The sequence below is a fragment of the Achromobacter sp. 2789STDY5608621 genome (genome assembly GCF_001299375.1).
In the GTDB taxonomy this organism is placed as follows: Bacteria; Pseudomonadota; Gammaproteobacteria; order Burkholderiales; family Burkholderiaceae_B; genus Achromobacter; species Achromobacter insuavis.
Genome location: NZ_CYTU01000035.1, coordinates 1 through 15,556, shown reverse-complemented (window position 1 = coordinate 15,556; position 15,556 = coordinate 1). Strand labels below are relative to the sequence as shown.

General features: G+C 65.4%; 21 protein-coding genes and 2 tRNA genes. 3 read left to right on the top strand and 20 right to left on the bottom strand.

The genetic code is table 11. The features are described from left to right. Nucleotides 1-246: 246 nt before the first annotated feature. A tRNA-Asn gene (locus tag AOZ53_RS24610) sits at nt 247-322 on the bottom strand. Nucleotides 323-475: 153 nt separating this feature from the next. Between AOZ53_RS24610 and AOZ53_RS24605 the strand changes: the two genes are divergently transcribed. Next, nucleotides 476-1,864, top strand: coding sequence for a GntP family permease (locus AOZ53_RS24605; protein WP_054433707.1), 1,389 nt, complete (start codon nt 476-478; stop codon nt 1,862-1,864). Nucleotides 1,865-1,918: 54 nt separating this feature from the next. Here AOZ53_RS24605 and AOZ53_RS34805 read toward each other — a convergent pair whose 3' ends face one another. The 10 genes from AOZ53_RS34805 to petA form a co-directional block, all read right to left on the bottom strand. Continuing rightward, nucleotides 1,919-2,125, bottom strand: a complete 207-nt coding sequence (locus AOZ53_RS34805; RefSeq protein ID WP_082380397.1) for a sulfatase — start codon at nt 2,123-2,125, stop codon at nt 1,919-1,921. 1 nt (nt 2,126) lies between these two features. Then, nucleotides 2,127-2,885 (bottom strand): GAF domain-containing protein, encoded by a 759-nt coding sequence (locus AOZ53_RS24600; protein ID WP_231690678.1) that lies wholly within the window; start codon nt 2,883-2,885, stop codon nt 2,127-2,129. 187 nt (nt 2,886-3,072) lie between these two features. Next, nucleotides 3,073-3,148 (bottom strand) — tRNA-Thr (locus tag AOZ53_RS24595). 73 nt (nt 3,149-3,221) lie between these two features. Continuing rightward, complete coding sequence (locus AOZ53_RS35115) at nt 3,222-3,662, bottom strand: imm11 family protein (protein WP_369816851.1); 441 nt, start codon at nt 3,660-3,662, stop codon at nt 3,222-3,224. 15 nt (nt 3,663-3,677) lie between these two features. Beyond that, complete coding sequence (locus tag AOZ53_RS35110; RefSeq protein WP_231690676.1) at nt 3,678-3,866, bottom strand: hypothetical protein; 189 nt, start codon at nt 3,864-3,866, stop codon at nt 3,678-3,680. Nucleotides 3,867-4,101: 235 nt separating this feature from the next. Further along, the gene (locus tag AOZ53_RS24585; RefSeq protein WP_054489676.1) at nt 4,102-4,545 is read right to left on the bottom strand and encodes a ClpXP protease specificity-enhancing factor; all 444 of its coding nucleotides are present in this window, start codon (nt 4,543-4,545) and stop codon (nt 4,102-4,104) included. A gap of 12 nt (nt 4,546-4,557) precedes the next feature. Then, nucleotides 4,558-5,169 carry a glutathione S-transferase N-terminal domain-containing protein gene (locus tag AOZ53_RS24580; RefSeq protein WP_006388039.1) on the bottom strand — a complete coding sequence of 204 codons (612 nt, stop codon included), beginning with the start codon at nt 5,167-5,169 and terminating at the stop codon, nt 4,558-4,560. 153 nt (nt 5,170-5,322) lie between these two features. Further along, entirely contained in the window at nt 5,323-6,177 is an 855-nt protein-coding gene (locus tag AOZ53_RS24575) for a cytochrome c1 (protein WP_054489674.1), read from the bottom strand. A 24-nt stretch (nt 6,178-6,201) separates the two neighbouring features. Then, complete coding sequence (locus AOZ53_RS24570) at nt 6,202-7,590, bottom strand: cytochrome b (RefSeq protein ID WP_054433713.1); 1,389 nt, start codon at nt 7,588-7,590, stop codon at nt 6,202-6,204. A 74-nt stretch (nt 7,591-7,664) separates the two neighbouring features. Then, nucleotides 7,665-8,306 (bottom strand): ubiquinol-cytochrome c reductase iron-sulfur subunit, encoded by a 642-nt coding sequence (petA, locus tag AOZ53_RS24565; protein ID WP_054433714.1) that lies wholly within the window; start codon nt 8,304-8,306, stop codon nt 7,665-7,667. A gap of 140 nt (nt 8,307-8,446) precedes the next feature. Between petA and mscL the strand changes: the two genes are divergently transcribed. After that, nucleotides 8,447-8,905 carry a large conductance mechanosensitive channel protein MscL gene (mscL, locus tag AOZ53_RS24560; RefSeq protein WP_054433715.1) on the top strand — a complete coding sequence of 153 codons (459 nt, stop codon included), beginning with the start codon at nt 8,447-8,449 and terminating at the stop codon, nt 8,903-8,905. A gap of 405 nt (nt 8,906-9,310) precedes the next feature. On the opposite strand, the gene AOZ53_RS24555 is transcribed toward mscL, so the two are convergent. Next, the gene (locus AOZ53_RS24555) at nt 9,311-10,087 is read right to left on the bottom strand and encodes a Nif3-like dinuclear metal center hexameric protein (RefSeq protein ID WP_054489672.1); all 777 of its coding nucleotides are present in this window, start codon (nt 10,085-10,087) and stop codon (nt 9,311-9,313) included. Between the two features lie 19 nt (nt 10,088-10,106). Here AOZ53_RS24555 and AOZ53_RS24550 point away from each other — a divergent pair, with 19 nt between their 5' ends. After that, entirely contained in the window at nt 10,107-11,267 is a 1,161-nt protein-coding gene (locus AOZ53_RS24550; protein WP_054489670.1) for a trypsin-like peptidase domain-containing protein, read from the top strand. 106 nt (nt 11,268-11,373) lie between these two features. Here AOZ53_RS24550 and AOZ53_RS24545 read toward each other — a convergent pair whose 3' ends face one another. From AOZ53_RS24545 to hisF, 8 genes are all read right to left on the bottom strand, one after another. Next, nucleotides 11,374-11,775: a helix-turn-helix domain-containing protein gene (locus AOZ53_RS24545; protein WP_054433722.1), complete on the bottom strand. Its 402-nt coding sequence runs from the start codon at nt 11,773-11,775 to the stop codon at nt 11,374-11,376. A gap of 104 nt (nt 11,776-11,879) precedes the next feature. Further along, nucleotides 11,880-12,671, bottom strand: a complete 792-nt coding sequence (tatC, locus tag AOZ53_RS24540; RefSeq protein ID WP_054475227.1) for a twin-arginine translocase subunit TatC — start codon at nt 12,669-12,671, stop codon at nt 11,880-11,882. Continuing rightward, nucleotides 12,668-13,312, bottom strand: coding sequence for a Sec-independent protein translocase protein TatB (gene tatB, locus AOZ53_RS24535; RefSeq protein WP_054433724.1), 645 nt, complete (start codon nt 13,310-13,312; stop codon nt 12,668-12,670). The genes tatC and tatB overlap by 4 nt, the downstream gene beginning before the upstream one ends. Before the next feature lie 69 nt (nt 13,313-13,381). Beyond that, nucleotides 13,382-13,609 carry a Sec-independent protein translocase subunit TatA gene (tatA, locus tag AOZ53_RS24530; RefSeq protein WP_006392324.1) on the bottom strand — a complete coding sequence of 76 codons (228 nt, stop codon included), beginning with the start codon at nt 13,607-13,609 and terminating at the stop codon, nt 13,382-13,384. Nucleotides 13,610-13,623: 14 nt separating this feature from the next. Further along, entirely contained in the window at nt 13,624-13,992 is a 369-nt protein-coding gene (locus AOZ53_RS24525; RefSeq protein ID WP_049070563.1) for a histidine triad nucleotide-binding protein, read from the bottom strand. 15 nt (nt 13,993-14,007) lie between these two features. Then, nucleotides 14,008-14,358, bottom strand: a complete 351-nt coding sequence (locus AOZ53_RS24520) for a phosphoribosyl-ATP diphosphatase (protein ID WP_054433726.1) — start codon at nt 14,356-14,358, stop codon at nt 14,008-14,010. Beyond that, nucleotides 14,355-14,759, bottom strand: coding sequence for a phosphoribosyl-AMP cyclohydrolase (gene hisI / locus AOZ53_RS24515; RefSeq protein WP_054433728.1), 405 nt, complete (start codon nt 14,757-14,759; stop codon nt 14,355-14,357). Before hisI ends, AOZ53_RS24520 begins: the two co-directional genes overlap by 4 nt. Before the next feature lie 2 nt (nt 14,760-14,761). Further along, nucleotides 14,762-15,529, bottom strand: coding sequence for an imidazole glycerol phosphate synthase subunit HisF (gene hisF, locus AOZ53_RS24510; protein ID WP_054489768.1), 768 nt, complete (start codon nt 15,527-15,529; stop codon nt 14,762-14,764). Between the last annotated feature and the right edge of the window lie 27 nt (nt 15,530-15,556).

The window sequence follows — 15,556 nt, the reverse complement described above, 5'->3', positions numbered from 1 at the left end:
GCGATGGTCTGGCTGCCCCCTAACCCGTCAGTAAACGAGTGCCTGGGGCCGTTCTAGCCCCTTCAGGGCTAACCAGGCGGGTTGGCAGTCTCAAAGGACGCGCTTTTTCGTCTCAAACGACGCGCCGCGCTACACGCGCATCGCCCGATCGAGGGGCGAATTCGTCCGAATCTGGCGGTCTTGTTGCGGCGTCCGCCCATGCAAAAGGCCCGCAACACGTTGCGGGCCCTTCAGTACTGCATTCTTTGGCTCCCCGAGCTGGGCTCGAACCAGCGACCTGCGGATTAACAGTCCGTCGCTCTACCGACTGAGCTATCGGGGAACAGGTAGAGGGGGCGAATTATGCACAAATTTTGCGGGGAATGCAAAACGACCCGGACGACCGGCGGATTCATGACGGTTGGGCGTCAGGGCGATCCCTTATCATGGCAACCAGAAGGTTCGCGACCTCTCACGTTTTTTCTGGGTTTCACACATGTCTTCGTTCGACATCCAATTGTTGCTCACCGCCCTGGTCAGTGTCCTGGTGCTGGTCGCACTCATCGTTTCGCGCATCCGCATGCATCCGCTGCTGGCGCTGCTGATCGTGTCCATCGGCGTCGGTTTCGCCACCGGCATGGAGCCGACCGCCATCGTCAAGAACCTGACCGACGGCGCCGGCAAGACCCTTGGCGCGGTCGGCGTGGTGATCGCGCTGGGCGCCATGCTCGGCAAGATCCTGGCGGACTCGGGCACCACCGAGCGGCTGGCCAATGCCATCCTGAACCGCACCTCCGCGCGCATGATCCCCTGGACCATGACGCTGGTGGCCTTCATCATCGGCATCCCGATGTTCTTCGAAGTGGGCCTGGTGGTGATGCTGCCGCTGATCTTCAGCGTGGCCCGCAAGCTGGAAGGCCAGGAACGCTTCAAGGGCTCGGCCTACGTGTACGTGGGCGTGCCGGTGATCTCGGCCCTGGCCGCCATGCACGGCATGGTGCCGCCGCATCCTGGCCCGCTGACGGCGATCGCGAGTCTGAAGACCACGGTCGGTCCGACCATGATCTACGGCTTTCTTGCGGCCCTGCCCGCCATGATCCTGGGCGGTCCGCTGTACGGCGCCTTCATCGCCCCGCGCATGACGACCCGCCCGGACGAAGCCCTGCTCGAGCAATTCACCGCCGTCCGCGCGGCCGATGCCGGCCATTCGGTGCCCGGCGTCGGCCTGGGCGTGCTGGCGGCCCTGCTGCCCGCGCTGCTGATGCTGCTGCACGCGGTGGCCGAGATGCTGCTGCCCAAGACCTCGCCCCTGATGCACGTGGCGGCCTTCCTGGGCAACCCACTGGTGGCCATGCTGCTGGGCGTGCTGTTCGCCGCCGTGGCGCTGGTGCTGGCGCGTGGCGGCGACGCCGAGAAACTGCGCGACGCGCTCGGCAAGAGTCTCAAGCCCATCGCCGGCATCATGCTGATCATCGCCGGCGGCGGTGCCTTCCAGCAGGTGTTGACCAGCGCCAAGGTCGGCGACGCCATCGTCCACCTGACCCACCAGTTCGCGTTCCCGCCGCTGGTGCTGGGCTGGCTGATCGCCATGCTGCTGTCGGTGTCCACCGGCTCGGCCACGGTCGGCATCGTCGGCGCCGCCGGCCTGCTGGCGCCGCTGGCCGGCGCCGATCCCTCGTTGAATCTGCCGCTGCTGGCGCTGTCGATCGGCTGCGGTTCGCTGTTCTTCAACTACGCCAATCACGCCGGTTTCTGGATGGTGAAGGAATCCTTCGGCATGACCATGGGCGAGGCCACCAAGACGATCTCGGTGGTGCAGTCCATCGTGTCGGTGGTCGGCCTGGTGATGGTGCTGTTGTTCAACATGTTGCCCGCGTTGGGCTGAGCGCAGGAAATCCACAACAAAAAAGGAGGTCGACAGACCTCCTTTTTTGTTGGTTCATGCAGGCACCAGGCGTTTCAACGGTGATGGAGGGCCGGCCTGTTCGCGGGCTCCTTGCCTGATACCCTCGCTACCGCTGGTGATGGCGCGCACGCCAGAATCCGTCAGGGTCAATTCGCGGACGGTGATGGCCGCGCCTGGCCTGGATATGAGCTTGGACGCTTTGACGAAAGTCTCGGCCGGTTTCCTGGGGATGGCATGCATGTCAGTACCTCTTCGTGACAAAGTCGCTGATGGCCTTGGTGCCAACGCCAACGATTTCCACCACATCGTCGCGTTCAAAGAGCGCGCGGTCACTTGAATCCAAGTAAATCACGCCGATAGGGTGCTGTCCAGAACGGTCCAGGACGGGCACCGCCATGGCCGAGTAGCGCCCGGGGCCAAGCCTGCGCACCTCCGCTTCGGTATAGCCCCATTCGCGGATCAGTTCAGTGCGAAGTTGCTGTTCCGTTGCATGCGGGCTGGACATCACCAGGGGCGTCCTGCTGCGGATGGCCCTGCCCGTGATGCCGGTATGGATCGGGAAGGTTCTGCCGGCGCCCTCGCCATTGGCGCCGGCGTAGTCGATGATCTGTTCGATTTCGCGCGGTTCGTGAATCGGTGGCACCACGCGGTGGAAGGTGGCACGGATGTCGGCGCCGCATTGGCGCTTGTTGCACCATTCGGAAAGCATGGTGTGCATAGTGCAGACCGCCGCATACAGTCCTTCGTGGACGACGTCCGGTCCGCCTTTGCGATCCTCGGCCCGCGCGCCGGCGACGCGCACCCCGGCCGCCAGGGCGAGCCAGAGGCAAACCGTGATCGCGAGCCCGATGGTCCATGGATCGGATACCGGGTCCCGCCAGTTTTTTGCCGCGGCCGAGCCGGCCACGAGGATCGGCGGTCCGCTGAAGAGGACTTCCCTGGGCCATTTCTTTTGCCAGAAGCGTTTGCGCTGTGCGCCCGGGAGATAAGTCGCATGCATGGGGCCGGAGTCATCCTGGTGCGGGGGAGAAACGATGGTAGCGGCGCATTGCACGGCTGGCGCCAGGAATCAGGGCCTGCAGACGCGTTAATCGGTCAGATTCGTTGACGCAGATCGGTTTGGATGGCGCCCGGCAATAAAAAACCCGCACGGCGCTGGGCGGGTGCGGGTCGTTCATGTGCTGGATTGGTGCCGGTGAAAGGAATCGAACCCTCGACCTTCTCATTACAAGTGAGCTGCTCTACCAACTGAGCTACACCGGCGTGGCGCGCCCGGGGCGCGCGCAGGGACTGCATTGTAATGAAAAAAGGAGATTCTTTCCGGCGTGCATGCGCGTCATTCCGGGCGTGCGCCCGTCGCGCAACGCCGCTTGGCTTCCCAGCCGCCCAGGCGCTCCGCGCGCAGGGCGCGCCAGAATTCATCCGAGCAGAAATAGCCGCTGATGCCGCTGTGCGGATAGGCTGGCCTGACGCCGAATTGGCGCGGCAGGCGCCAGAAGCAGCGGTCCTGGATGGCGCCGCGGTCCAGCACCAGCGGCGTGCCCTTCAGGAACGAGAAACAGCCGCCGGCTTCGTAGCCGGCCCGGCCCATGCCCTTGGAGAACTCGGTCTTCTCGATGATGACGGCGTCCACGCGCGGCGGGCACAGCAGCAGGTGGTAGGTGCGGAACGGGCGGCTCTTGCGGCCGACGATCATGGTCTCGGCCTCGACCGGCAGGAAGCGGTGCGTGTCGGGCTCGAGCGTTTCCATGAGTTCGCGCACGCGTGCATTGACCAGGAACGGCCCGCCGTCTCATCCCACGATCGCGGGGACGCGGCCGGTGCTGCGCAAGGTCAGACGGATCTGGCGCGGGATGCGGGCAAGATCGTCGTCCGACAGGGTATCGAACAGGCACAGCTTGGCGACCAGCTGGCGGTCAATCTGCGGCATGAACTGGGTCGATACGCCGCCGGCGGGCGTCATTCCGATCAGGTACGGCATGGGCGGGGCATCACTCCTGGAAGGCCGGGGACGGCGTGCGCCGCAACGGACGCGGCGGGCCACGCGAGCGCGGTTCAGGCGTATGAGACGGGATTTTGCCCAGATATGCAAATGATACGCACTCTTATCCTGGGTTTCAAAAAATCGCCATGCAATGGCGAATCATGCCGGCGGCGGCCAGACGTGACCGCGCCGCCCGGGCCTGGGGCCGGGGCGGCGCGGGGGACCTGCCGGATTACTTGACGATGGTCAGGCGCGGACGCTTGGGCTCGTCGTCGCCGCCGTCATCGCCGGAGGCGGCGTCCGCCTCGGTTTCCGACGCGGCGGGTTCGGACGTGTTCTGCGCGCCCGGGGCCGGCGGCTCGTAGGGCTGCACTTCGAAGCCCATGCCGGCGCCGGTCTCGCGCGCATAGATGGCGCTGACGGCGCCCACCGGGACGTAGACGTTTTCGGTCACGCCGCTGAAGCGGGCCTGGAATTCGATGAATTCGTTGCCCAGCACCAGCCGGTTGGTGGCCAGCGTGCCCACGTTCAGGGTGATCTGGCCGTCGCGCACGTGGGCGACGGGCACCATGGTGTGCTCGTCGACCTGCACGGTGATGTACGGCGTGTAGCCGTTATCGGTGCACCATTCGTGCAGCGCGCGGATCAGATACGGTTTGGTCGAAGTTTCACCCATCACGCGGCAACCTTAGCGACGCATCACTTTTTCCGAAGGCGTCAGCGCTTCGATGTAGGCCGGGCGCGAGAAGATGCGTTCGGCGTACTTTTGCAGCGGAGCCGCGTTCTTGGGCAGTTCGATGCCGTAGTGGTCCAGGCGCCACAGCAGCGGGGCCACGGCCACGTCGAGCATGGAGAATTCCTCGCCCAGCATGTACTTGTTCTTGAGCAGCATCGGGGCCAACTGGGCCAGGCGGTCGCGAATGTTCTGGCGGGCGTTGGCCAGCTTCTTCTCGTCGGGCTTGGCGCTGCGGTCTTCCAGTGTCGAGACGTGGACGAACAGCTCTTTCTCGAAGTTGTACAGGAACAGGCGGGTGCGGGCGCGCATGACCGGATCGGCCGGCATGAGCTGCGGGTGCGGGAAGCGCTCGTCGATGTACTCGTTGATGATGTTCGACTCGTACAGGACCAGGTCGCGTTCGACCAGAATGGGCACTTGACCGTACGGGTTCATCACCGAGATGTCTTCGGGCTTGTTGTACAGGTCGATGTCGCGGATCTCGAAATCCATGCCCTTTTCAAACAACACGAAGCGGCAGCGTTGCGAAAACGGACACGTGGTTCCGGAATAGAGCACCATCATGGCGATAAATCCTTTATGAAAAACGAAAGGCCAGCGCCCTAATCTAGCAGGCGCTGGCCCCGATTGCCAGGCGGGGGGTAGGCGTACAGCCCTAACCCGCCATTATCCACCCTGGCGAAAATGGGGGCGGATACGCCTGGCGGGGCGTTGCGGTTAGCGCACGTGTTTCCAGTAAGAGGCGTTCAGGCGCCACATCACCAGGAAGAACAAGAGCAGGAACAACATGACACCGACGCCCAGCTGGACGCGGAAGGTCTGGACGGGTTCGGCCATCCAGGACATGAACGCGGTCAGGTCGGCGACGTCGTTGTCGTATGTTGCGATTTGGGCCGGGTTGGCGGCCTTGAATTTGGCCTCGAAGGTGGCATGGCCGTGGTAGCTGGCTACCGGCTCGGCCTTGACCGTGGAAAAACCTTGCGCATCGTACACCGTCGTGACCCGTTCCCACGACTTCGGCGCGCCTTCCTTGCCTTCGACCTCGTGCATCGCCACCGTGGTCAGCTCGCGCGGACCCTGGCGTTCCCACAGCGCGTGCGGCATGCCCACGGCCGGGAAGACCAGGTTGTTCCAGCCCGTGGCGCGCGAGGTGTCGCGGTAGAACGTACGCAGATAGGTGTAGATGTAGTCGGAACCCGAGGGGCCGGCGTTGACGGATTTGGCGCGGGCGATCACGGACAGGTCCGGGGGCGTCGTGCCAAACCACTTCTTGGCGTCCTTGGCGGTCATGGCGACAGTCATCATGTCGCCGACCTTTTCGCCGGTGAACAGCAGGCTTTCCTTGATTTGCTGGTCGGTCAGGCCAATGTCCTTGAGCTTGTTGTAGCGCATCGACGATGCGCTGTGACAGTTCAGACAGTAGTTGACGAACAGCTTGGCGCCGTTTTGCAGCGACGCCATGTCGTTGACGCGGTAAGGCGCCTTGTCCAGCGGATAGCCGCCCTCGGCGGCGAACGTGGCGGTACACGTGAGCAGCATCAACGCCACGGCACCAATCAGCTTCTTGATCATGGTCAGTCCGTTATTTTCGTGGGCTCAGTGGGCGTGGAACGTCACGCGGTCGGGCACTTTCTTGAAAGTACCCAGGCGGCTCCAGACCGGCATCAGGAAGAAGAATGCCAGGTACAGCAGCGTGCCGATCTGCGACGTGATGTTCAACGGCGGACTGGGCGGCTGCGTACCGATGTAGCCGAGCACCAGGAAGTTGACCATGAAGATGCCGTAGATCCACTTGTGCCAGGTGGGGCGGTATCGGATCGACTTGACCGGCGAATGGTCCAGCCACGGCAGGAAGAACAGGATGACCACGGTGCCGCCCATGGCGACCACGCCCCAGAACTTGGCGTCGATCACGCGCAGCAGCACGGCCACGACGATCAGGATGCCGGGGACGGCGATGCGCATGAAGCCCTTCAGGTTGCTCTTGAGGAGCAGCGCGATGGCGCCCAGCACCGAGGCGCCGGCCAGCACCCACGTGAACTCGTCGGTGGTGGCGCGCAGCATCGAGTAGAACGGCGTGAAGTACCAGACCGGGGCGATGTGCGGCGGCGTCTTGAGCGAGTCGGCCGGGATGAAGTTGTTGAACTCCAGGAAGTACCCGCCCATTTCCGGCGCGAAGAACACGATGAAGGCGAACACCAGCAGGAAGCCCGCGACGCCGACCAGGTCGTGCACCGTGTAGAACGGATGGAACGGAATGCCATCTTTCGGGCGACCGTACTTGTCCTTGGGGCCTTCCTTGATCTCGATGCCGTCCGGGTTGTTCGAGCCGACTTCGTGCAGCGCCACCAGGTGGGCCGCCACCAGGCCCACCAGCACCAGCGGAATGGCGATGACGTGGAAGGCGAAGAAGCGGTTCAGCGTGGCGTCGGACACGACGTAGTCGCCGCGGATCCAGATCGACAGCTCGGGGCCGATGAACGGGATGGCCGCGAACAGGTTCACGATCACCTGTGCGCCCCAGTAGGACATCTGGCCCCACGGCAGGAGGTAGCCGAAGAATGCTTCGGCCATCAGACAGAGGAAGATCGCGACGCCGAAGATCCAGACCAGTTCACGCGGCTTGCGGTACGAGCCATAGAGCAGGCCGCGCAGCATGTGCAGGTAGACGACGACGAAGAACATCGAGGCGCCGGTCGAGTGCATGTAGCGCACCAGCCAGCCCCACGGGACTTCGCGCATGATGTATTCGACGGATTGGAACGCGCGCTCGGCGTCCGGCTTGTAGTGCATGACCAGGAAAATGCCGGTCACGATCTGCAGCACCAGCACCAGGAGTGCCAGCGAGCCGAAGAAATACCAGAAGTTGAAGTTTTTCGGTGCGTAGTATTCGGACAGATGCGCTTTCCAGGTGGAGGTCACCGGGAAGCGCCGATCCAGCCAGCCCAACAGGCCTGTCGTCTCGACGGTTTTCTCGCCAGCCATGTAACGGCTCCTTCTCTAATACGTGGCGTATTTGTTTTACTTACGTAATTCGGGAAAAAAGCGCGACGCGTGCGTCAGGCCTTGTTGTCTTCATCGACGCCCACGATGATGCGGGAGTCGGTGAGATACTGGTACGGCGGAACTTCGAGATTATCGGGAGCGGGCTTGTTCTTGTAGACCCGGCCTGCCAGGTCGAACGTGGAGCCGTGGCACGGACAGAGGAATCCGCCTTGCCAGGAAGCGCCCATGCCGCCACCGCCGCCTGTTTCGAAGTGCGAGGTGGGCGAGCAGCCCAGATGGGTACAGATGCCAACACAGACGAACAGTTCGGGCTTGCGCGACCGACCTTCGTTTTCTGCGTATTTGGGAGTGAAGCCGGGCCGTTTGGAGTTGGGATCCGCCAGGAGCGCGTCCTGGGTCTTGAGGCCGGCGATCTGTTCAGGAGACCGGTGGATGATCCAGACCGGCTTGCCACGCCATTCCACGGTTTTCATGGTGCCGACGGGAATGTCGCCCACGTCGACTTCGACGGGGGCGCCGGCGGCGCGGGCTTTTTCAGAAGGGGAAAACGTGCTCACAAGCGGTATTGCCGTTGCGACACCTGCTACGCCACCCACAGCACAGGCGGTGGTTACCCAGAAACGTCGCGAAGGATCGGGCGGCAGATTTGGATCAACCGCACCGTCATCATCATGCACCAGCGTATCCTGACTCATCTTCCTATCCTTGTTGATGCGCCCGCTCTACGAGTAGCATCACTTCTGCGGCATCGGCTTCGCGGGAATATGTAACAACATAGCAACCGCGTATTATAGCGCCAGCCTACTGGTGGGCGTATCACGAAGGGAGTGCTTTTATGAGCAAAGCGACTGGTTTCGTCAAAGAATTCCGAGATTTCGCTGTCAAAGGCAATGCGGTTGATTTGGCGGTTGGTGTGATCATTGGGGCGGCTTTCGGCAGAATCGTCGACTCACTGGTCAAGGATATCGTCATGCCGCTGGTGAACTTCGTGCTTGGCGGTTCCGTCGATTTTTCGAACAAGTTCCTGGTGCTGTCGATGCCGGCCGGTTACAACGGGCCGATGACGTATGCCGATCTGACCAAGGCGGGGGCGAACGTTTTCGCGTGGGGGAATTTCGTCACGATCATCATCAACTTCGTGTTGCTGGCGTTTGTGATCTTCTGGATGGTGAAGGCCATCTACAAGGCGCGGACCAAGGCCGAGGAAGCGCCGGCGCCCGCCGCGCCTGCTGCCACGCCCGAGGATGTGGCGTTGTTGCGCGAGATTCGGGATTTGTTGAAGAAGCAGCCTTGAGGTGAATGGAAGAGCGCCCTGCGGGGCGCTTTTTTATTGGTTCAGCGGTTGTTTGTTTGCGGACGTTGCGGGCTTCGTAGGCCGCCCGGCGAGGGTGGCGCACAGGCGGGCGCGCCTGCGATTGCGGTCCGGAGCGTTCGCTCCGGACTGCCCCGTCCTCAACCTCGTCCTCGCCTGCGGCGACTCCTTCGGTTTCCGTCGGGCGCATCTGACGGCGCGCCCGCCTGTGCGCCACCCGCGCCGGGCTACCGGTTTCGAGGTTTCATGCGCTGCTGGACCGAAGGGGCATGGGAGAGGGTTGTGGTGCCCGCCAAAGCCGGCTGCGCGGGCAGCCGGCTTTGGCATACGTGCTTCTGGGGGCGTGGGAGGGTGTGCGCTGCGCGCTTGCGGGGCGGAGGGGGCCGGTTACACCGGGTTGTCCAGGTCTACGAATTCCACCTTGATGCCGAAGCGTTCGGCCACGGCCTGGCCTAGCGCCTGGATGCCGTAGCGTTCGGTGGCGTGGTGGCCGGCGCCGAGGAAGGCGACGCCGGTTTCCTGGGCGAGGTGGAAGGTGGATTCGGAGGCTTCGCCGGTGATGTAGGCGGTGGCGCCGGCGTCGATGGCGTCGGCGAGCATGCCTTGGGCGCCGCCGGTGCACCAGGCGATGCGGGCGACGGGCTGGTCGGGGTTGCCGACGACCAGGGGCTGGCGGCCCAGGCGTTGCTGGATGCGGGCGGCGAGCTGGCCGACGGTGGCCAGGTCGGGGGCGGTGCCCAGCCAGACCAGATTGTCGGGGCCACAGGTGCGCGGCGTGCCATCGTCGCGGCGCTCGGGTTCCAGGCCGAGGACGCGGGCCAGCTGGGCGTTGTTGCCCAGGGTGGGATGGGCGTCCAGAGGCAGGTGGTAGGCGTAGAGATTGAGGTCGTTCTTCAGGGCCAGCGCCATGCGGGTGCGGCGGGTGCCGATGACGCGGCGGTCCTCGTTGCGCCACATCCAGCCGTGGTGGACCAGCACCGCGTCGGCGCCGCGTTCGACGGCGATGCGCAACAGGGCTTCGCTGGCGGTGACACCGGTGATAATGTGTCCGACTTCGGATCGGCCTTCCACCTGCAGCCCGTTGGGGCAGTAGTCCTTGAAACGGGCGGCTTGCAGGGTGTCGTCCAGCCAGGCGGCCAGGACGTGGGAGTCCACTTTACTCATTGCTAGTCCTATCAGAAACATGCGCCGATATTGGCTGATCTTCGCTCAGGCCGTCACGGTCTGCCTGGGTATTCTATTCGTCGTCACCACCTTGCGGCCGGATCTGCTGCGGCTGGTCGGGCCGGACGCCGCGCCTGCGGCGACGCTGCCACCGGTTGCCGTGGCCGCGCGGCCGGTGGCGGGGACGGTGTCCTATGCCGATGGCGTGGCGCGCGCCGCGCCGTCGGTGGTCAATGTCTACACCACCAAGCACGTGGACGTGCCGCTGGTGCCGCTGCCGGACGATCCGATCCTGCGCCAGCTGTTCGGCCAGGTGCCGGGCGTGAGCCGGCGCCAGGCCAGCACCAGCCTGGGCTCGGGCGTGGTGGTCAATCACGATGGCTATGTGCTGACCAATTATCACGTGGTGCAGGCGGCCGACGCCATCGAGGTGGCGCTGGCGGACGGGCGCAAGGACACGGCCAAGGTGGTGGGCGCCGATCCGGACACCGATCTGGCGGTGCTGAAGCTGGCCAGCCTGCGCAACCTGCCGGCGGCCACGCTGGCGCCGGACCGCGGCCTGCGGGTGGGCGACGTGGTGCTGGCGATCGGCAATCCGTTCGGCGTGGGGCAGACCACCACGCAGGGGATCGTGTCGGCGCTGGGCCGCAACGGGCTGGGCCTGAATACCTACGAGAACTTCATCCAGACCGATGCCGCCATCAATCCGGGCAACTCGGGCGGCGCGCTGGTGGATGCGCAGGGCAACCTGGTGGGCATCAACACCGCGATCTATTCCGAGTCGGGCGGGTCGATGGGCATCGGTTTCGCCACGCCGATCGACATCGCCCGCAAGGTCATGGACGAGATCGTCAAGACCGGCGGCGTCAAGCGCGGCTGGCTGGGCGTGGAGCCGCAGGACCTGACGGCCGAACTGGCGCGCGCGTTCCAGCTGGAGCGCGATGCCCGCGGCGTGATCATCGCCGGCGTGCTGCGCGACGGCCCGGCCGCCAAGGGCGGCCTGCGCGTGGGCGACATCGTGCAGACGGTGAACGGCAAGCCGATGATGGACACGTCGGGGCTGCTGGCCGAGATCGCGCAACTGACGCCGGGACAGCGCGCGACGCTGGGCGTGTTGCGCGGCGGCAAGGTGGCCGAGCTGACGGTGATGGTGGGCACGCGCCCGGGGCTGCCGCGATAACGTGGCGGTCGCTGGGGACACGCCAGCCAGGCGATGACCGCGGACGAGACAGCCAGGCGACCGTCGCGGACGAGAGTCGGAAGTGGCGGGCGGGCCGTCGATGCCGCTATGGGCGGGCCTGAGACTGCCGCGATGCGCCAGCGCGGCGCGGACGGCAAGGGGCATCGAGCACCAGGCGCACCACTTGCAGCACGCGCTTGCGCATGGCCTCGGGCTGGTGCTTCAGCAGCGCGCAGATTTCCGCGCTGTAGGCGTCGGATTGAGTGTCTTCCTGGACCGGGGGCGCGGCGGCGGTCTGCACGACCATGCCGTCGGCCAGCCAGGGCACCTGCGTGTCCAGCGCCTGCGCCAGCCGCAGCAGCGTGGCGCGGGTGGGCGCATAGCCTCCCTCGCGGGTGAGGATGCGGTGGATGCAGGACTGCGGCACGCCGGAGATGCGGGCGAGCTGGTTCTGGCTTTTGATGCCGCGCCACCGCATCAGGGTGCGCAGGCGTAGGGCGAGCGACATGGCCGCAATGTAAGTTTGCAGCCCGCGCGGGACAAGCGGAAACCGTCCGTTTGTGCAAAAAAAACGGGGGCCATCGGCCCCCGCTTCGCTTGAACGCGCGGCGCTCAGTTGCGTTCGGTCAGCGAGCCGTCGTTGGCGGCCTCGTCGGCCCCGGCCTTGGGCGTGACCATGCGCGCGCAGATCAGTCCCAGCTCGTACAGCAGGCACAGCGGCACCGCCAGCATGAACTGGCTGACCACGTCCGGCGGCGTCACCACCGCGGCGATGATGAAGGCGCCGACCACCACGTAGCCGCGCGCGCTCTTGAGCTTGGACAGCTCCACCACGCCCATGCGCACCAGCAGCACCACGGCCACCGGCACCTCGAAGGTGATGCCGAACGCCATGAACATGGTCATGACGAAGCTCAGGTAGGCCTCGATGTCCGGCGCCGGCGTGATCGATTGCGGCGCGAAGGTGGCGATGAAGTGGAAGACCGTGCGGAACACCACGAAATAGCAGAACGCCATGCCCGCGATGAACAGCAGCGTGCTGGAGATGATGAGCGGCAGCGCCAGGCGCTTCTCGTGCTTGTACAGGCCGGGCGCGACGAAGGCCCAGGCCTGGTACAGCACCACCGGCAGCGCCACGATGAAGGCGGCCATCATGGTGACCTTGACCGGCACCATGAAGGGCGTGATGACGCCGGTGGCGATCATGCGCGTGCCCTGCGGCAGCGAGGCCAGCATGGGCTGGGCCAGCACGTCGTAGATGGCGGAGGCGCCGGGGTAGATGAACAGGATGACGAACACCACCACCACCGCGCCGACGGCGCGCAGCAGGCGGGTGCGCAGTTCGACCAGGTGGGAGATGAAGCTTTCCTGCTGGCCGTCTTCTTGGGAGGCGTCCTGGGTCACGTTGCGGTTCCGGGGGGCGTGGCGGGCTTGGGGGCCGGCGGGTTGTCGCTGGCGGCGGGCGCGTTGGCCGCGGGCGCCGGGGTCGGCGCGGGTTGCGGGGCGGGAGCGGGCTGGGCGGCCGGCGCGGCGGCGGGCGGATCCAGGTCCAGGCTCAGGTTCGGGTTGGGCGGCGCGATGATGCGCGGCGGCTCGGCCGGCTGGGCCGCGTGCGGCGTCATCAGCGGCTCGGCCGACGAGGCCGGCGTGGCGCCGGTGCCTGCGGTATTGGCGGGCGTGGCGTGCGGGTCGGCGGGGGCGGCGGATTCGGCGCCGGCCGTCAGCGCGGGCTTGCCGCTGGCTTCGCGGGCGACTTCGTCGAGCTCGGCGCGGAATTGCTGCACCGGCTCCTGCAAGGCGTTGTGGGTATCGTTCAGGGACTGGTGCACATCCTGTGCCGCGGTCTCCATTTCGCTCTTGAATTTGCGCAGTTCGTCCAGCTCGATCTCGCGCTGGATATCGGATTTCACGTCATTGACGTAACGCTGCGCGCGGCCCAGCAGGTGGCCGACCGTACGGGCGACCTTGGGCAGGCGTTCGGGGCCGATGACGATCAGCGCGACGACGCCGATCACCATCAGTTCAGTGAGGCTGACATCAAACATTCGACGGCCGCTCGGGAATTGAGGCAATTAGGGCCGGCCGGTTCAGGCCGGGCCCGGGGGAGCAGGCGCTCAGGTGTTGGACTTTTCCTTGGCCTGCACGTCGATGGTGTCGCCGGCGACGCGCTGCTGGGCGATGGGCTCGGCCGGCTTCTCGCCGTTGGCGTCCTTCATGCCTTCCTTGAAGCCCTTGACGGCGCCGCCCAGGTCGGAACCGATGTTGCGCAGTTTCTTGGTGCCGAAAATCAGCGCCACAATGACCAGAACGACCAGCCAATGCCAAATGCTAAAGCTACCCATGATGGTTCTCCGTATTACGCAGTGGGGGCCATGCGCCCTTTCCAGGGTCGCTGACCGCCGATGATGTGGAAATGCAGATGCGGGACTTCCTGGCCGCCTTCGACGCCAGAATTGATCATGATGCGAAACCCGCCATCAGGGCCCGGGGTGCAACCGTTTTCAGCGGCAAGCCGCGGCGCCAATGCCATCATTCTACCCAACCAACCTGCGTCCTCGGCCGTAATATCCTGCATGGATGTGACATGACGTCGAGGGATCAGCAATAAATGCACCGGCGCGGCCGGGTTGATATCGTGGAATGCAACAAAGTCCTCGTCCTCGTAGACCTTCTTGGACGGGATCTCGCCGGCGGCGATCTTGCAGAAGATACAGTTGGCGCTCATTTTTGCGGTTCCGTGTCAGTCCTGGGGACGGCTGGCCTTCTCGGCCAGGCCCGACAGCCCTTCGCGGCGGGCCAGTTCGGCCAGCACGTCGTCGGGCCGCAGGTTGAAGTGCGTCAGCGCGACCAGGCAATGAAACCACAGGTCGGCGGTTTCGCTGACGATGCGCTCGGGCACGCCATCCTTGGCGGCCATGACCAGTTCGGTGGCTTCCTCGCCGATCTTCTTGAGGAAGGCGTCGGGGCCTTTGGACAGCAGCTTGGCCGCGTACGAGGCCTTGGGGTCGCCGCCATTTTCGGGGCGGCGGGTTTCCAGGGTGTCGGCGATGCGGGCCAGGATGTCGTGGGCGGTCAGGGGCGAATCGGTCATTTGTAGATCAGCTCGGGGTCTTTCAGCACCGGGTCGACCGTGACCCAGGTGGCCTGGTCGGTCTGGCCTTCCAGGCGGCGGTAGAAGCAGCTGGCGCGGCCGGTGTGGCAGGCGATGCCGCCTTCCTGGTGCACCTTGAGCAGCACCACGTCGCCGTCGCAGTCCAGGCGCAGCTCGTGCACCTGCTGCACGTGGCCGGATTCCTCGCCCTTGCGCCACAGGCGCTGGCGCGAACGCGACCAGTACACCGCGCGGCCGGTGGCGGCGGTCTCGGCCAGCGATTCGCGGTTCATCCAGGCCACCATCATGATCTGGCCGTTGTCGGCGTCCTGCGCGATGGCGGGGATCAGGCCGTTTTCGTCGAAGACGACGTCGGCCATCCAGCTGGGTTCGTTGCTCATCTTCACATCCTCACTGCAATGCCCTGCTCGGCCATGAAACGCTTGCACTCGCCGACCGTGTGCTGGCCGAAGTGGAAAATACTGGCGGCCAGCACCGCGCTGGCGCGGCCCGTGGTGACGCCGTCGGCCAGATGCTGCAGCGAGCCGACGCCGCCCGAGGCGATGACGGGCACCGGCACCGCGTCGGACACGGCGCGGGTCAGTTCCAGGTCGAAGCCCGACTTGGTGCCGTCGCGGTCCATGCTGGTCAGCAGGATCTCGCCGGCGCCGTAGGCGGCCATGCGGCGGGCCCAGGCCACGGCGTCCAGTCCGGTGGCCTTGCGGCCGCCATGGGTGAAGACTTCCCAGCGCGGCGGTTCGCCCGCGGCCGAGACCCGGCGCGCGTCGATCGCCACCACCACGCATTGCGAGCCGTGGTAGTCAGAGGCCGCGCGCACCAGTTCCGGATTGGCCACGGCGGCGCTGTTGATGCTGATCTTGTCGGCGCCGGCGTTGAGCAGGCGCTGGATGTCCGACACCTGGCGCACGCCGCCGCCCACCGTCAGGGGGATGAAGACCTGCGAGGCGACCTGCTCGATGATGGGCAGGATCAGGTCGCGGCCATCGCTGGTGGCGGTGATGTCCAGGAAGGTGAGCTCGTCGGCGCCCTGCTCGTTGTAGCGGCGGGCGATCTCGACGGGATCGCCGGCATCGGCGAGGTTGACGAAGTTGACACCCTTGACGACCCGGCCGGCGGTGACGTCAAGGCAGGGAATGATGCGGCGGGGCAGCGCGCTCTGGGCGGGGGCGCCCGCCCC

Excerpts from the sequence above, each read along its gene's own strand:
- AOZ53_RS24545 (WP_054433722.1), bottom strand. The coding sequence starts at position 11,775 with ATGTCGCTCGCCCTACGCCTGCGCACCCTGATGCGGTGGCGCGGCATC.
- AOZ53_RS24570 (WP_054433713.1), bottom strand. The coding sequence starts at position 7,590 with ATGGCTGGCGAGAAAACCGTCGAGACGACAGGCCTGTTGGGCTGGCTG.
- AOZ53_RS34805 (WP_082380397.1), bottom strand. The coding sequence starts at position 2,125 with ATGCATGCCATCCCCAGGAAACCGGCCGAGACTTTCGTCAAAGCGTCC.
- AOZ53_RS24520 (WP_054433726.1), bottom strand. The coding sequence starts at position 14,358 with ATGACCGATTCGCCCCTGACCGCCCACGACATCCTGGCCCGCATCGCC.
- AOZ53_RS24555 (WP_054489672.1), bottom strand. The coding sequence starts at position 10,087 with ATGAGTAAAGTGGACTCCCACGTCCTGGCCGCCTGGCTGGACGACACC.
- mscL (WP_054433715.1), top strand. The coding sequence starts at position 8,447 with ATGAGCAAAGCGACTGGTTTCGTCAAAGAATTCCGAGATTTCGCTGTC.
- hisI (WP_054433728.1), bottom strand. The coding sequence starts at position 14,759 with ATGAGCAACGAACCCAGCTGGATGGCCGACGTCGTCTTCGACGAAAAC.
- tatB (WP_054433724.1), bottom strand. The coding sequence starts at position 13,312 with ATGTTTGATGTCAGCCTCACTGAACTGATGGTGATCGGCGTCGTCGCG.
- AOZ53_RS24575 (WP_054489674.1), bottom strand. The coding sequence starts at position 6,177 with ATGATCAAGAAGCTGATTGGTGCCGTGGCGTTGATGCTGCTCACGTGT.
- AOZ53_RS24525 (WP_049070563.1), bottom strand. The coding sequence starts at position 13,992 with ATGAGCGCCAACTGTATCTTCTGCAAGATCGCCGCCGGCGAGATCCCG.
- AOZ53_RS24605 (WP_054433707.1), top strand. The coding sequence starts at position 476 with ATGTCTTCGTTCGACATCCAATTGTTGCTCACCGCCCTGGTCAGTGTC.
- AOZ53_RS24585 (WP_054489676.1), bottom strand. The coding sequence starts at position 4,545 with ATGGGTGAAACTTCGACCAAACCGTATCTGATCCGCGCGCTGCACGAA.
- AOZ53_RS24600 (WP_231690678.1), bottom strand. The coding sequence starts at position 2,885 with ATGCATGCGACTTATCTCCCGGGCGCACAGCGCAAACGCTTCTGGCAA.
- AOZ53_RS35110 (WP_231690676.1), bottom strand. The coding sequence starts at position 3,866 with ATGCCGTACCTGATCGGAATGACGCCCGCCGGCGGCGTATCGACCCAG.
- tatA (WP_006392324.1), bottom strand. The coding sequence starts at position 13,609 with ATGGGTAGCTTTAGCATTTGGCATTGGCTGGTCGTTCTGGTCATTGTG.
- AOZ53_RS24580 (WP_006388039.1), bottom strand. The coding sequence starts at position 5,169 with ATGATGGTGCTCTATTCCGGAACCACGTGTCCGTTTTCGCAACGCTGC.
- petA (WP_054433714.1), bottom strand. The coding sequence starts at position 8,306 with ATGAGTCAGGATACGCTGGTGCATGATGATGACGGTGCGGTTGATCCA.
- AOZ53_RS24550 (WP_054489670.1), top strand. The coding sequence starts at position 10,107 with ATGCGCCGATATTGGCTGATCTTCGCTCAGGCCGTCACGGTCTGCCTG.